At 75.2% G+C, this 14,318-nt stretch carries 10 protein-coding genes; all 10 read left to right on the top strand.

Translation table 11 applies throughout. The features are described 5' to 3' along the window. The first annotated feature begins 70 nt into the window (after positions 1–70). The 10 genes from AB0J04_RS22850 (at position 71) to AB0J04_RS22805 (ending at position 14,228) form a co-directional block, all read left to right on the top strand. A complete protein-coding gene (locus AB0J04_RS22850; protein WP_363170385.1) occupies positions 71–1,513 on the top strand; it encodes an acyl-CoA synthetase in 1,443 nt (480 codons plus the stop codon). Beyond that, positions 1,510–2,871 (top strand): carboxyl transferase domain-containing protein, encoded by a 1,362-nt coding sequence (locus AB0J04_RS22845; RefSeq protein WP_363170384.1) that lies wholly within the window; start codon positions 1,510–1,512, stop codon positions 2,869–2,871. Before AB0J04_RS22850 ends, AB0J04_RS22845 begins: the two co-directional genes overlap by 4 nt. A gap of 88 nt (positions 2,872–2,959) precedes the next feature. Next, positions 2,960–3,310, top strand: coding sequence for a CU044_2847 family protein (locus AB0J04_RS22840; protein WP_363170383.1), 351 nt, complete (start codon positions 2,960–2,962; stop codon positions 3,308–3,310). Continuing rightward, positions 3,307–5,031 (top strand): trypsin-like peptidase domain-containing protein, encoded by a 1,725-nt coding sequence (locus AB0J04_RS22835; RefSeq protein ID WP_363170382.1) that lies wholly within the window; start codon positions 3,307–3,309, stop codon positions 5,029–5,031. The genes AB0J04_RS22840 and AB0J04_RS22835 overlap by 4 nt, the downstream gene beginning before the upstream one ends. 40 nt (positions 5,032–5,071) lie before the next feature. Continuing rightward, positions 5,072–6,121, top strand: coding sequence for a MoxR family ATPase (locus AB0J04_RS22830; protein ID WP_363170381.1), 1,050 nt, complete (start codon positions 5,072–5,074; stop codon positions 6,119–6,121). After that, positions 6,111–9,446, top strand: a complete 3,336-nt coding sequence (locus AB0J04_RS22825) for an SAV_2336 N-terminal domain-related protein (protein WP_363170380.1) — start codon at positions 6,111–6,113, stop codon at positions 9,444–9,446. The genes AB0J04_RS22830 and AB0J04_RS22825 overlap by 11 nt, the downstream gene beginning before the upstream one ends. A gap of 129 nt (positions 9,447–9,575) precedes the next feature. Beyond that, positions 9,576–10,613 (top strand): rod shape-determining protein, encoded by a 1,038-nt coding sequence (locus AB0J04_RS22820; RefSeq protein ID WP_363170379.1) that lies wholly within the window; start codon positions 9,576–9,578, stop codon positions 10,611–10,613. A 290-nt stretch (positions 10,614–10,903) separates the two neighbouring features. Continuing rightward, positions 10,904–11,986 carry a cellulase family glycosylhydrolase gene (locus AB0J04_RS22815; protein ID WP_363170378.1) on the top strand — a complete coding sequence of 361 codons (1,083 nt, stop codon included), beginning with the start codon at positions 10,904–10,906 and terminating at the stop codon, positions 11,984–11,986. 97 nt (positions 11,987–12,083) lie between these two features. Next, positions 12,084–12,977, top strand: a complete 894-nt coding sequence (locus AB0J04_RS22810; RefSeq protein WP_363170377.1) for an LLM class flavin-dependent oxidoreductase — start codon at positions 12,084–12,086, stop codon at positions 12,975–12,977. 69 nt (positions 12,978–13,046) lie between these two features. Continuing rightward, positions 13,047–14,228, top strand: coding sequence for an FAD-dependent oxidoreductase (locus AB0J04_RS22805; RefSeq protein WP_363170376.1), 1,182 nt, complete (start codon positions 13,047–13,049; stop codon positions 14,226–14,228). Positions 14,229–14,318 lie beyond the last annotated feature (90 nt).

The following is a 14,318-nucleotide window of genomic DNA, read 5'->3' as shown; positions in this document are numbered from 1 at the left end:
CAGACAGCAGGCGGCCCGCAGCAGGCAGCCCGCAGCAAGCGCAGGCAGTGACAGCTAAGGAGCATGACGCGTGTCCTCTCTCTTCCCGGCCCTGACGGGCGCTTCGGCGGGGCGGCCCGCCCTGCGGTTCGGCGACCGCTCCCTCACGTACGCGGAGCTGGCCGCCGCGACCGGCGCGCTGGCCGGGCGGCTCGCGGGCCACGACCGGGTGGCCGTCTGGGCGACGCCGGAGCTGGAGACCGCGGTGGCCGTGGTGGCGGCGCTGGAGGCGGGCGTCGCCGCGGTACCGCTGAACCCGAAGTCCGGGGAGAAGGAACTCGGGCACATCCTGAACGACAGTGCGCCGACCTTGGTGCTGGTCGCGCCGGGCACCGAACTTCCCTCACCGGTAAGGGACTTGGAGCTGGTCGAGGTCGACGTGCACGGCACGGGCAGCGCGCCCGGGAGTGAGGCGCCGGCCGACGGCCCCGCCCTCGTCGTCTACACGTCCGGCACCACCGGCCCGCCGAAGGGGGCGGTCATCCCGCGCCGGGCGGTCGCCACCACCCTGGACGCGCTCGCCGACGCCTGGCAGTGGACCGACGAAGACGTGCTGGTGCACGGCCTTCCCCTCTTCCACGTCCACGGCCTGGTCCTCGGCGTCCTCGGCCCGCTGCGGCGCGGCGGCTCGGTCCGTCACCTGGGCCGTTTCACCACCGAGGGCGTGGCCCGGGAGCTGAACGACGGCGCGACCATGTTGTTCGGCGTCCCGACGATGTACCACCGGATCGCCCAGGACCTCCCCGAGCAGCCCGAGTCGGCCAAGGCGCTGGGCCGCGCCCGGCTCCTGGTGTCCGGTTCGGCCGCGCTGCCCGTGCACGACCACGAGCGGATCGCGGCGGCGACCGGACGACGGGTGATCGAGCGCTACGGCATGACGGAGACGCTGATGAACACCAGTGTCCGGGCGGACGGGGAGGCCCGGGCGGGGACCGTCGGGGTGCCCCTGCCGGGCGTCGAGCTGCGGCTGGTGGAGGAGGACGGAACCGTCGTGACGGCGTACGACGGGGAGACCGTCGGGGAGATCCAGGTGCGCGGGCCGAACCTGTTCACCGAGTACCTCAACCGTCCCGACGCGACCGCCGCCGCCTTCACCGCCGACGGCTGGTTCCGTACCGGGGATGTGGCCGTGCGCGATCCCGACGGTTACGTCCGGATCGTCGGGCGCATGGCCACCGATCTGATCAAGAGCGGCGGGTACAAGATCGGGGCCGGTGAGATCGAGAACGCGCTGCTGGAGCATCCAGGCGTGCGCGAGGCCGCCGTCACCGGGGAGCCGGACGCGGACCTCGGGGAGCGGATCGTCGCCTGGATCGTGCCGGCGGATCCGCAGTCGCCGCCGGGCGGGCGGGAGTTGGCCGATCATGTGGCCCGTCGGCTCGCGCCGCACAAGCGGCCCCGCGTGGTCCGGTATCTCGACGCGCTGCCCCGCAACGACATGGGGAAGATCATGAAGCGGGCGCTGCCCTCATGACGACGCGGCAGCGGGCGAGCGCCCGGGAGGTCATCGCCCTCGTCGCCGACGACTTCCATGAACTCGCCCATGAACTCGCCCACAAGGAGCGGGACTTCGGCCCCGACGGTCCCCTCGCCTGGCCAGGCTACGACGACTCGCGGGCCCGGGCCGCCCGGCGCACCGGCGAGTCGGAGTCCGTCGTCTGCGGCACCGCGAGCGTCGAGGGCACGCGGGCCGTGCTGATCGCCTTCGAGTTCGGCTTCCTGGGCGGTTCGCTGGGCGTGCGCACCGGCGACCGTCTGGAGGCGGCCTACCGCTACGCCCGTGAACACCGGCTGCCGGTCGTGCCGTTGGTCGCCACGGGCGGCAGCCGGATGCAGGAGGGCATGCTCGCCCTCACCCAACTCCAGCGGGTGGCCCGGCAGTCGGCGCTGACGAGGGAAGCCGGGCTGGCGCAGGTCGCGGTCCTGCGGGACCCGACGACCGGCGGCGGCTGGGCCACCCTGGGCGCGGGCGCCGACGTGGTGCTGGCGCTGCCGGGCGCGCAGGTCGGCTTCGCGGGGTCGCGGGTCCGGCCGCCGGACGCGGACCCGACCGCCTACACGTCCGAGGCGCAGGTCGCGGCGGGGTCGGCGGACGCGGTCGTGCGGCCGGAGGAACTGCGGGAGACGCTGGGACGGTGGCTGCGGCTGCTGACGGGCGTCTCGGCCGAGCCGGCTCCGGTGCCCGAGGCGCTCGGGGCGACGGATCCGCCGGCCTCCGGATGGGCCGCTGTGCACCGGGCCCGGTCGCCGCAACGCCCGCGCGCCGCACGCTACTTGGACGCCTACTTCACCGACCGGCTCGCGATCTCCGGCGACCGGTGCGGCGGCGCGGACCCGGCCGGGATGCTGTGCGGCTTCGGCACGCACCAGGGTCGTGACCACGCCCGTACGGTCGCGTACGCCGCGCAGACCGGGGCGGCGACCCGGCCCGCCGGCTACCGCACGGCCGCCCGGCTGATCCGGCTCGCGGACCGGCTCGGCATCCCGGTGCTCACCCTGGTGGACACCCCGGGCGCGGCCAACGACGCCGAGGCGGAACGGCAGGGTGCGGGCGCGGCGATCGCGGAGCTGTTCGGCGTGGTGGCCACCGCCCGCACCCCGATCACCACGCTGGTGATCGGCGAGGGCGGCTCGGGCGGCGCGTTGGCGCTGGCCGCGCCCGGCCGCACCTGGGCCACACCGGACAGCTACTTCTCCGTCATCGCCCCGGAACTCGCCGCCGCCATCCTCAAGCGCCCCGAGAGCGAGACGGAGCTGACTGCCGACCAACTCCGCGTCCGGCCACAGGACTTGGCGGAGCTGGGAGTGATCCGTCCCACGCGGCCCCACTGAACACGGGACAATCGCGAGCACCGTCCTTGACAATGGATGCGCGCAGAGCCGCAGGGCATTCGGAACGGGAAGGGGCTACGGGGGCGCAGTGGAAGAGCTGGTGGAGTTCAGGACCGACAGTGGCGCCGTGGTCGCCGTCGAGGCGGTCACCCAGGCGCGGCCCGGTGCGCGGCTGGTGGCCCGGGGCGACGGCACGGTCCAGGCGGCCCGCACCTTCGAGGGCGCCCTGGAGGGCGTGCGCGCGGCCGCCGAGTCCGCGCTGCGGGTGTTCCGGGACGGGGCGCTCAAGCCCGACGGAGTGGAGATCGAGTTCGGGGTGAAGCTGTCCGCGGAGACGGGCGCGATCATCGCCAAGGGCACGGCGGAGGGGCATCTCGTGGTGAAGCTGACCTGGTCGCCGTCGGCCGCGGAGGGGCCGGGGCCCGCCGCCGCCTCATGAGCAGCGCCGAGTGGCACGCCCGGATCGAGAGCGCCGGCGAGGTGGCGGGGGCGGGCTTTCTGATCACCCCGCGCAAGGTGCTGACCTGCGCCCATGTCGTGCACCGGGCCGCCGCCGACACGCTGACGGTGACGTTCACGGAGCGCCCCGGCGCGCCGGCCGTGCCGGCCCGGGTGGTCGCCGACGGCGGCTGGGGCGGCTCGGCGACCGACCTGGGCGATCTGGCGGTCCTGGAACTGGCCCACGAGGTCCCCGTGGCCCCGGCCGCGCTCGCCCCCGTCGGCGACGCCCACGCCCACCGGTCCGACCGGCCGCGCAAGCTCGTCGTCTACGGCTTCCCGGTCGGCTTCGACGAGGGCACGCTCGCCGAGTACCGCATCACCGCGACGCAGTTGCTCAACCGCGAGTGGATCCAGCTGGAGGCGTGGCAGCCCGGCGGGCAGCCGCTCGCGCCCGGGTTCAGCGGGGCCGCCGTCACGCTCGCCGACACCGGCGAGGTCGTCGGCATGGTCACCGCGGCCGCCGGCGACCGGGGTGTGCACAACGGGCGGATGATGCCGGTCGAGGTCATGGCCCGCTACTGGCCCGACCTGGCGGGGCTGGTGCCCACCGCCGACCACCGCACCGCCGACCGCGCCCGGCTGCGCGAGCTCGTCGAACGCGCCGTCCGCGAGGGCCTGGACGACGATCCCGGCGCACCCGCCCGACGCGTGCGGCTCTACGAGGCCGCCCGGGGCCCGCTGGACCCGGACGCGCCGGACGAGGGGTTCGACTCGCTGTGGTCGGCCGCCCTGTTCGTGCTGTGCGAGGTCGACGGCGCCGACGCGGCGGCCACCGTCGCCCGCTTCACGGCCCACGTGGAGTCGATGTTCCAGGCCTCTGTGGAGACGGCCGCGGCGCCCGACTGGTCGCCGATCCTCGTGGACCTCCAGCACAGCGGCGCGGGCGACGGACACGTCCGCGTCGAGGTGTCCGCGTACAGCGGGGGCCGCCGGCATCCGGTCGGCTCCGACACCGTCCCGCAGGCCGGGCTGCGCGCCTATGTGCAGGACCGGATCGAGGCCGCCTTCCGGTATCTGACGCCCGGCTGCGACGAGTTGATCGCGTTCGCGCTCCCCCGCGACTGGATCGACCTGCCCGTCGACCGCTGGGCCAGCGCGCCCGACGACGACACCCCGCTCGGCTGTGTGTACCCACTCGTCGTCACCGACCAGGCGCGCCGCAGGGCGAGTGTCCGGCACCAGCTGACCCGGGCGTGGAACCGGCTCGACTCCGCGCCGGGCGCGCGCGTGCACCGGGTCGAGTGCGGCGGCCCCGAGGAACCCCGCCGGCTGCGGATACGGCTGCGCCAGGACGACGCCTGTCTCGCCGGTTTCGCCGGCGCCCCGGGCGTGCCCCGCACCCGCCCGCACTTCGACACCTCGCTCAACGCGCCCGCCCCGATGGTCGTCTGGTCCCGCGAGGGCTGCGTCGGCGGGCCCGACGAGCCCTGCGCCGGCGGGGACGGATGCGCGGGCAAGACGTTCCTGGACGAGCTCGACACCTGCCTGTCCCGGGTGCCGCCCGCCGAACTCCCGCGCCGGGTCCTGGCGCTCCGCGAGGAGGCCGACGCGGAGGACGGCCACTGGGCGCACGACATCCAGCTGCTGTGGGACGACCCACGCGTCTTCACCGACCCGCACGGCGGCCCGCCCGCCCACACCCACTCCCCCGTGGCCTGAGCCGCCGCCCCACCGCCCCACCCCCACGTTTCGGAGAACCATGCCCCACTGGTCCGTCTACACCGGAAGCGGCGAGCCGCACGACGGCATCGACCGGCTGCCCGCGCCGCCGCCCTGGCGCGCGTTCGACGGCGAGCCCGTCGTGCCGCCGCCCCGGGACGCCGACGACGAGGCGGCCGTGTCGCCCGACCGCGTCCACCGCGCCCGCTCCTACGTCGCCACCCCGGAGGCCGTCCAGCTCGTCAACGCGGCCCTCGTGCTGCGCCGCCCGCTGTTGGTCACCGGCCCGCCCGGCACCGGCAAGTCCTCCCTGGCCTACGCGGTCGCCCGCGAGCTGGGCCTCGGCCCGGTGCTGCGCTGGAACATCACCAGCCGCTCCGCGCTGGCCGACGGCCTCTACCAGTACGACCCGCTGTCCCGGCTGTACGCGGCCCGGCAGGCGGCGCGGGCGGGGGCCGGAGCGGGGGCGGACGGGGACTTCGAGCGCCGGGGCGGCGGGGTCGAGGACCATCTGCGGCTCGGCCCCCTCGGCACCGCCCTGCTCCCCTACGACCGGCCGCGCGCCCTCCTCGTCGACGAGATCGACAAGAGCGACCTCGACCTCCCCAACGACCTCCTCAACGTCCTGGAGGAGGGCCAGTACGAGATCCCCGAACTCATGCGCGCCGCCCGCCACTCCGCCACGGACGCCACCGCGGACGTGCCGGCCGACGGCTCGGACACCCCGGTCGCCGTCACCCGCGGCCGGGTCCGCTGCCGCGCCTTCCCGTTCGTCGTGCTGACCAGCAACGGCGAGCGCGAGTTCCCGCCGGCCTTCCTGCGCCGCTGCGTCCGGCTGAAGCTGCGCCGCCCCGACCGGGCCCAGCTCACCGACATCGTCCGGGCCCACCTGGACACCCCGCCCGGCGAGGCGGAGCGCCTCATCGGCCGCTTCCTGACCCGCGCGGCCGACGGCGAACTCGCCACCGACCAGCTGCTGAACGCCCTCTACCTCACCGGCGTCACCGGCCTCGACGCGGACTCCCGGGACGCGCTGGCCGAACAGCTGATGCCCTATCTGAGCACGACGGCGGACGGCGATGGCTTCTGAGGGCACACCGGCGCACCCGGCCGACGACTCCTCCGCCGTCGCCCGACTGACCGCACTCCTGACGGCCACCGCGCACACGCCGCCGACCCCGCGCGAACTGGCCGAACTGCTGTGGCTGGCGGGGCAGTCGGACGGGCCGGGCGGCGAGGAGAGGCCGGGGCGGGAGGAGCGGCCGGGCAGTGCGCAGGAGCCGCGCGCCACGGAGGTCGCGGTCGACACGGCCGCCGCCGCGAGCACGCCGACGCAGGCCCCGCCCGCCGCCGCACCCGTGCCGCCCCCGACCGACCGTCCCGCCCCGCCGGTCACCCCCGCCGCCCGCGTCCCCCTCCACCTCCCCGACCGGGCCGGGGCCGCCGGCACCGGCAACCGGCCGGTCCTCGCCCCCGCGCCGCCGATGCTCCCCCGTCCCCTCGCCCTCCAGCGCGCGTTGCGCCCGCTGAAGCGGACCGTGCCGTCGGTGCGCGCCCGGCTGCTCGACGAGCGGGCGACGGCCGACCGCATCGCCCGGCTGGGCGCCCACCCGGACGTGTGGCTGCCGGTCCTGCGCCCCGCGCGCGACCGCTGGCTGCGGCTCCACCTCGTCCACGACACCGGCCCGACGATGCCGGTCTGGCGGCCCCTCGTCCGCGAACTGCACACCGTGCTCGTCCAGTCGGGCGTCTTCCGCACGGTCACCCTGCACCCGGCCACACCCGACGGCCGGGCCCGGCACCTCCCCGCCCCGGCGGACGGGCGGACGGTCACCCTGGTCGTCAGCGACTGCATGGGCCCGCAGTGGCGCCCCGGCCCGGCGGGAACGCGCTGGTACGGCACCCTGCGGCACTGGGCGACCCGGATGCCGCTGGCCGTCGTCCAGCCGCTCCCCGAGCACCTGTGGCCGACGACGGCGCTGCCGGCCGAGCCGGGCCTGCTCGCGTCCCCCGGCCCGGCGGCCCCGCTCTCCGCGCTCACGTTCACCCCGTACGCCTTCGACCCCGACCCCGAGGCCGGGCCCGTGCCCGACGCGGCGCTGCCCCTGCCGGTCCTGGAACCGGGCGCGCCCTGGCTGGGCAACTGGGCGGCGCTGGTGGCCGGCCCGGGCGGCGCCCGCGCCCCCGGAGCGGCTGCCTGGCTCCCGCCGACCCCCGTCGCGTCCCGGTCCGCCGACGGGCAGGCCCCCGACCCGGCCGCCCTGCCCGCCCAGGACCTGGTCCTGCGGTTTCGCGCGACGGCGTCCCCGGAAGCCTTCCGGCTGGCCGGTCATCTGGCGCTCGCCGTACCGTCCGTCCCGGTGATGCGCCTGGTCCAGCGGGCCGTGAACCGCGACCCGCGCCCCCAGCACCTGGCCGAGGTGATCCTCAGCGGCATGCTCACCACGGCCCCCGGCCCGGCAGGCTCGTACGAGTTCCGCCCCGGTGTCCGCGACCTCCTCCTGCGCACCCTGCCGCGCACGACACGCGGCCGCACCCGTGAACTCCTGGAGCACATCGGCGGCCTGATCGACGAACGAGCGGGCCGCACGGCGGGCGAGTTCCGCGCCGAGACGGGCGCCGACGGGGCCGGTGACGGCGCCGGTCCGGCGTTCGCGACGGTGAGCGAGGAGACGGTACGGCGGCTGGGCGGGGGCCCGGAGGAACCCCCCGCCCCCGCCCTCACCCCCACGCTTGTCTTCACCACCGACGTCGACATCGACCTCGCCGCCCGCCCCGAGACCCGGATCACTCTCGAAGTCGCCGTGCACGAAGTGCTCGCCCGGGGCGCGCTCACGCCGCAGCAGTACGAGGTCTTCGTCCGCAAGGACGGCTACTTCGTCCGGTTCCGCCCCGACGCCTATCTCCTCCCCGTCCTCGCCGCCGCCCTGCGCTGGCTCCCCGGCCCGCTCGCCGACCTGGCCGAACCGCCGCGCCTGCGCGTGACGTTCCAGGACGGCCCCACCCCTTTCCCGGCGCCGCAGGGCGACGCGCCCGTCCTCATCACCGTCCCACCGGCCCTCCATGACGCCTTCGCCCACAGTTCCGCCGCCGCCGGCCCGCACCGCTTCCGCCCCCTGTACGGCGACGCCGAGGACGCCCCGCCGCTCGCCTGGCACTGCCCGCTGCCCGCGCCGCGCGCCGAGGACGAGGAGCGTGACCTGGTGCGGGGGCCGCTGCTCACCCGTGACCTGAGACAGCTCGGCATACCCGCCCCCGGCCGCACCGCGATCGTCCACACGCGTCCCGACGGCCCGCTCACCCTGCTCAACCCCGCCGACCCGTACGGAGGACGCCCGCCCGCCCCGACCACGTACTACGAGGTGGACCTCACCCCCCACCAGGCCCTGCACCGGGTCTCCCTGCCCAGCTCCGGAAAGGGCGCGTTCGCGGCGGCCGTGGAGCTGTCCTGGCGGGTGGCCGACCCGGTGGCGTTCGTGCGGGCGGAGGCCGTCGGCGTGTCCGAACGGCTGCTGGCGCACCTGCGGGAGACGGGCGCCCGGATCACCCGCCACCACTCCGTCCGCCGGGCGCCCGGCGCCCAGCGGGCGGTGAACGCGCAGCTCGGCAGATGGCCGGTGCCGGGGCTGGCGGTGACCTGCGCGGTCACCCTCGCGCCCGAGTACGCCCCGCCTCCCGAGCCGCGCCGGCCGGCCGGCCCCTCCGACCGCCCGCTGGCGCACCTGCTGGCCGACTCCGGGACCGTGCTGTTCGGCTTCGACGGCCCCCTCGCCCGGGTGTTCACGGCGACGTCCGCCCGCGCGGCCGCCCTCGACCTGCTCGCCGTCGTCGCCGAACACCGCGACCCCGAGGACGCCCTGGCGGGCCGTCCGCCGGTCGCTCCGGGCGGGTCGGCGGGCCGGGAGCTGTTCGTGCACCCCCTCGACGTGCTGCGCGCCTTCGCCCACGACCCGCTGGCCCCCGTCCTGCGGGACCGCCTCGACCGACTGGAGTTGGACGCCGTACCGGACGCGCCGACGACACACCACTCCGTGGCCCTGGTCCGCGCGCTCCGCGAGAACGAGCGTCGGGTCGCGGTCGCCACGGACGTGTGCGAACAGGCCGTCCGCCGCCATCTGGAGTCCTACCGGCTGCTGCCGCTCCTGGAGGGCGTGCACGGCCGCGACGACGACCTCCGCCACCTCATGCCGGATCCGCACTGCCTGCTGCGCGCGCTGAGCCTCCTCGGCGCGTCCACCGCCACGGGGTTGGTGATCGGCTCCACGCTCGCCGAGCTCGCCGCCGCCCAGGCCGTGGGTCTGCGCTTCATCGGTCTGGCCCGCAACCCGACCGTCGAGCAGGCCCTGCTGAGCGCGGGCTGCGACGTGGCGGTCCCCTCCCTCACGCCGGTGCTGGAAGCGGTCCGGAACCTGTAGTCCCACCCGTTCGGCCGCGCCCCGCCCGGCCCCCCTGAGAAGGCGGCCGGTGCCCCGCCCCCGCACGATGCGAGGGAGGCCGACCGCCCGGCGGCCCCGCCACGGTCTGTGCTCTCGGGAGGACCTGCCATGACCGCCAGTCTGGAGCAGCTGCGCCGCTGCCACTTCGCCGTCGACCTGGGAGCGGCGCGGACGCGGGTGTACGTGAAGGGCGCCGGGCTCGTCGTCGACCAGCCGTCGGCCGCCGCCGTGAACACCCGCACCGGCGCGCTGATCGCGGTCGGCGAGTTCGCCGAGAAGATGACGGGCCGCACCCCGCACTACATCCGCGTCGTGCGCCCGGTCTCCGGCGGCACGGTCGTCGACATCGAGATGGCGCAGCGCATGCTGCGGCATCTGCTCGGCGACAAGATCCGCCGCCAGCTGCGCCGCAAGCCGTTCCTGCGCGCCGCCGCCTGCACGCCGCACGACGCCGACCCGCTGGCCCAGCGCGCCGCGATCGAGACCCTGGTCGGCCTCGGCGCCCGGCGCGTGGAGCTGGTCGACACGCTCATCGCCGCCGCCGTCGGATGCGGGCTGCCCGTCGAACGCCCCGAGGCCACCATGATCATGGTGTGCGGGGCGGCCGCGACGCAGGTCGCCGTCCTCTCCCTGGGCTCGATCGTGACCGCCGAACGCATTCCGGTCGGCGGCGAGGCGGTGGACCACGCGATCGTCCAACACCTGCGTCACGAGCACGAGTTGATGCTGCCCAGCCAGTCCGTCCGGCCGCTGCAGCTCGCCCTCTCCGGCAACGGGCTCACCCCGCACGGGCCGACGTCCACCGAGATCCACGGCCGGGACGTCGCCACGGGCCTCGCCCGCTCGGTGCAGGTCGACACCGCGGCCGTCCGGGACGCCATCGAGACCCCGCTGACCGCGGTCCTCGACGGCATCGGCCGGGTGCTGCGCGAGTGCCCGCCGGACCTGGTGGCCGACCTCGCCGACCGCGGGATCATGATGGTCGGCGGCTCGGCCCTGCTCCCCGGCTTCGACCAGATGCTCCGCCAGGCCACGGGCATGCCGGTACACATCGCCGAACGCCCCGACATCTGCGCGGCGCAGGGCCTGGGCGCGATGCTGGAGGGCAAGATCGAGCCGCTGACCCTGGACCCGCTGGGCGCGTGACGCCTGCGCGGACGCCTTCACCGCACCGACGAAGCGGTTCCGGGCCGCCGCGAAGAGGAGCGCACCCCGAGCGGGATCCTTGCCGTCCCGCACGGGGCGACGGAGGCGAGGTGGTCGGCGACCACGACGCGCTCGCCGCATACGCCACGCGAGTCATCGGACGTTACGTGCGCGAAACCTTGACGATCACCAGCCCGGGTGCCACGATTCCGGCGCCGCTATGTTTACGTAAACATCAGCCACTGCGGGGCTCCATGTTTACGCAAACATGAACTTGAAAGGGCAAGTCGATGCGCAAGTCCCCCGCCAGAGCGTCCTCCCTCTCCCCCCGTCTGCGTGCCGCCTTCGTCGCGGTCGCCGTCGCCGCCGTCACCGGCGCGACCCTGGCCGGCAGTCCGGCCTCGGCCACCTCCACGCACGCGGCCGCCGCCGCGCCCACCCTCGACCCGACCTCGTTCAAGGGCGTGAACTGGGCCGACCCGCGGGACAACTTCGCCGACGACTACCTCCAGTTGTCCGGCCTGTCGACCTCGGACACCTACAAGCAGACCTACGCCAAGGCGAGCCGGATCATCGCCGCGTTCCGGGTGAACCTCGGGGCCGACACCGTGCGACTGCCGATCAACCCGTACACGGTCAACGGCGCCTACTGGAAGTCCTACCGCGGGGTCATCGACGCGGCCTCGGACCAGGGGTTCAAGGTGATCGTCTCCTACTGGGAGGGCACCGGCGCGCAGAAGGACGGCTTCATCGACGACACGGCCCGCTACTGGCCGATGTGGGACACCGTCGTCAAGGCGTACAAGAACGACAAGCGCGTCTACTTCGAGCCGATGAACGAGCCGCACGGCTACACCGACACGGAGTGGGCCGACATCGCGGCGAAGTGGCTGTCGACGTACTCGAAGGTGCCGCGCAACCGGGTGTTCGTCAGCGGCGCCGGGTACAACGACCACGTGACGACGGTCTGCGCCGACCCGCGCCTGAAGGGCACCTACCTCTCGCTGCACCACTACGGGTTCTGGAAGGAGTACGCGACCTACGACCAGTGGGTCGCCGACCTGAAGGTGCGCATCGGCGACTGCGCGAACCGGACCGTCGCGGACGAGTTCGGGGCCCCGATGACGACCGGCCTGAACTACAACGTGAAGACGCCGGACGACAACTTCGTCAACTACGTCCAGGCCGTCACCGACACCTTCCGCGAGCTGAAGATGGGCTCCGTGTACTGGCCGGGCCTGCGCACCGACGACACGTACTCGCTCCAGACGCTCACCGGCACCACCGCCCGCCCCTGGCTGGCCACCACCAACCAGTCCGGCGCGGACCGCCTCGCCTGGGCCTGGGGCCGCGGGAAGCCCGTCAAGGGCTGACCGCCACGCGCACCACTCCCTCAGAGGGCTCCGCCCCGACTCCGGTCCGGGCGGGGCCTCTGCCGCCCGGCACGAGACAGGAAGCAGGTTCCGACGTATGACGGACGCGACGAACGCACGCATCGGAGTCATGTTCGACCGCGACTGGGCCCCCGAGAGCCTGCCCGGGTTCGCGCGGGAGGCCGAGGCGCTCGGGGTGGACGACCTGTGGGTGGTCGAGGATCTCGGTTGGAACGGCGGGGTGTCGGCGGCAGCCGTGGCGCTGGGCGCGACCGAGCGGCTGCGGGTGGGCATCGGGATCGCCCCGGCCCCGTTGCGCAGTCCGGCGCTGCTGGCGATGGAACTGGCCACGCTGGCCCGGGTGTTCCCCGGCCGGCTGGTGGCCGGCATCGGACACGGGGTGCGGGAGTGGATGGAGTCGGTCGGCGTCGCGCCCCGCTCCCCGCTGACGCTCCTCGAGGAGACGATCACCTCCGTGCGCGCGCTGCTGCGCGGCGAGCGGGTCGAGCTGGACGGGCGGGAAGTGCGGCTGGACGGCGTCCGGTTGGTGCATCCGCCGGTCCAGGTCCCGCCGGTGGTGGCCGGTGTGGTCCGGCCCCGGTCCCTCGAACTGTCCGGCCGGGTGGCGGACGGCACCCTGATCGCCGAGGGCCACGGCCCGCAGGACCTGGCGAACACCCGGGCGCTGACGGCGAAGGGCGGCGCCGGGTCCGACCACACGCTGACCGTCCTCGCCTTCGCCTGCGTCGGCGACGACCCCGACGACGTCGCCCGCACGCTCCACCCGCACACCGAGGGCCACGGCGGCTGGCTCGGCCGTCCGCAGGAGGACGTGTTCACCGTCTCCGGCACCGCGGCCGAAGCCGTGGGTCACATCGGCGAGTTGGCCGCGGCCGGCGCCGACACGGTCGTCCTGCGCATCGTCGGCGAGGAGCCGCTGCGCCAACTGGCCGATGTTCTGGACGCCTTGGGACGCCGAAGCGGCCGCTGACGCGGGTACGGGCGCATACGATCGCCGGGTCCGTACGCGGGAGAGACGCGGAAGAACGGGGTGTTCAGCATGGCGCGGGTACTCATCATCGGCGGCGGGATCGCGGGCACGGCGGCAGCGCTGGCGCTGAGCAAGGCGGGGCAGGAGGTCGCCGTCTTCGAGGCGCATCCGGACACCGCCGAGGACATCGGCGCGTTCCTCACCCTCGCGAGCAACGGCCTGCGGGCGCTGGCGCAGATCGACGCCACCGACGCGGTGACCTCGATCGGCTTCCCGCTCACCTCGATGCGCGTCGTCGACGCGACGGGCGCGGAGGTGGTGCGCACTGCGCTGGGCGAGTTCGGCGACCCCCGGCTGCGGTACCGGTGTCTGCGGCGCGGCGAGCTCAACGCGGCGCTCCAGGCGGAGGCCGTCCGGCGGGGGATCCGGATCGCGCACGGGGCGCGGCTCGTCTCCGTCGAGGACGGGGCGGACGGTGTCACCGCGCGCTTCGCCGACGGCGGCACGGCCACGGGCGATCTGCTGCTCGGCGCCGACGGCCTGAACTCCACGGTCCGCCGGGTCACCGCGCCCACGGGGCCCGCCGAGGCCGCCGTCCAGCCGTGTTACGCGGGGCAGCGCGTCTTCTACGGCTGCACCGCCGCCGCGCCGAAGGCCGACGGGGACGAGAGCGCGTGCATCACGATGACCCGCGGCAGCGGGGCCGCCTTCGGCCATATGACGTCACCCGGCGGGGAGACGTACTGGTTCGTCCGGGTCGACGCGGACGCGCCGCTGACCGCCGAGGAGCTGGCCGGCGCCGCCCCCGCCCAATGGCGTGACCTGCTCGTTCCGTTGCTGCGCAAGGACCCGACCGGCGTCGCGGACATCGTCGCGGCGACCACGGAACCCGTCCTGGTCACCAACGCCACCGAGATCCCGAACGGCGCCCCGTGGCGGCGCGGGCGGACCCTGCTCGTCGGGGACGCGGCCCACGCGGCCTCCCCCGCGACCGGGCAGGGGGCGTCCATGGCGCTGGAGGACGCGGTGATCCTGGCGAAGTGCGTGCGCGACGCCCCGGATCTCGACTCCGCGCTCGCCCGTTACGAGGAGCTGCGCCGGCCGCGCGTGGAGCACAACACGACCGTCAGCGGCAATATCTCCCGCGGCGTCCAGGTGCCGCAGCCGCGCACGCCCGGCGCGACGCCGCCCGCGGGCCGGTCCGACGACGCCGAACTCGTCCGCCAGCTGACCTGGACGTCGAGTCTCTAGGGGGCTTCTGATGGATCTCCGCGGCGTCGCGACGCCCGGCACGCACTCTCGCCGCACCGGGCGAGAGCACGCACCGAACGCCGCTCCTTC

The organism is Streptomyces sp. NPDC050263, from assembly GCF_040655955.1.
Taxonomy (GTDB): domain Bacteria; phylum Actinomycetota; class Actinomycetes; order Streptomycetales; family Streptomycetaceae; genus Streptomyces.
This window is presented reverse-complemented; position numbering and strand designations above follow the sequence as displayed.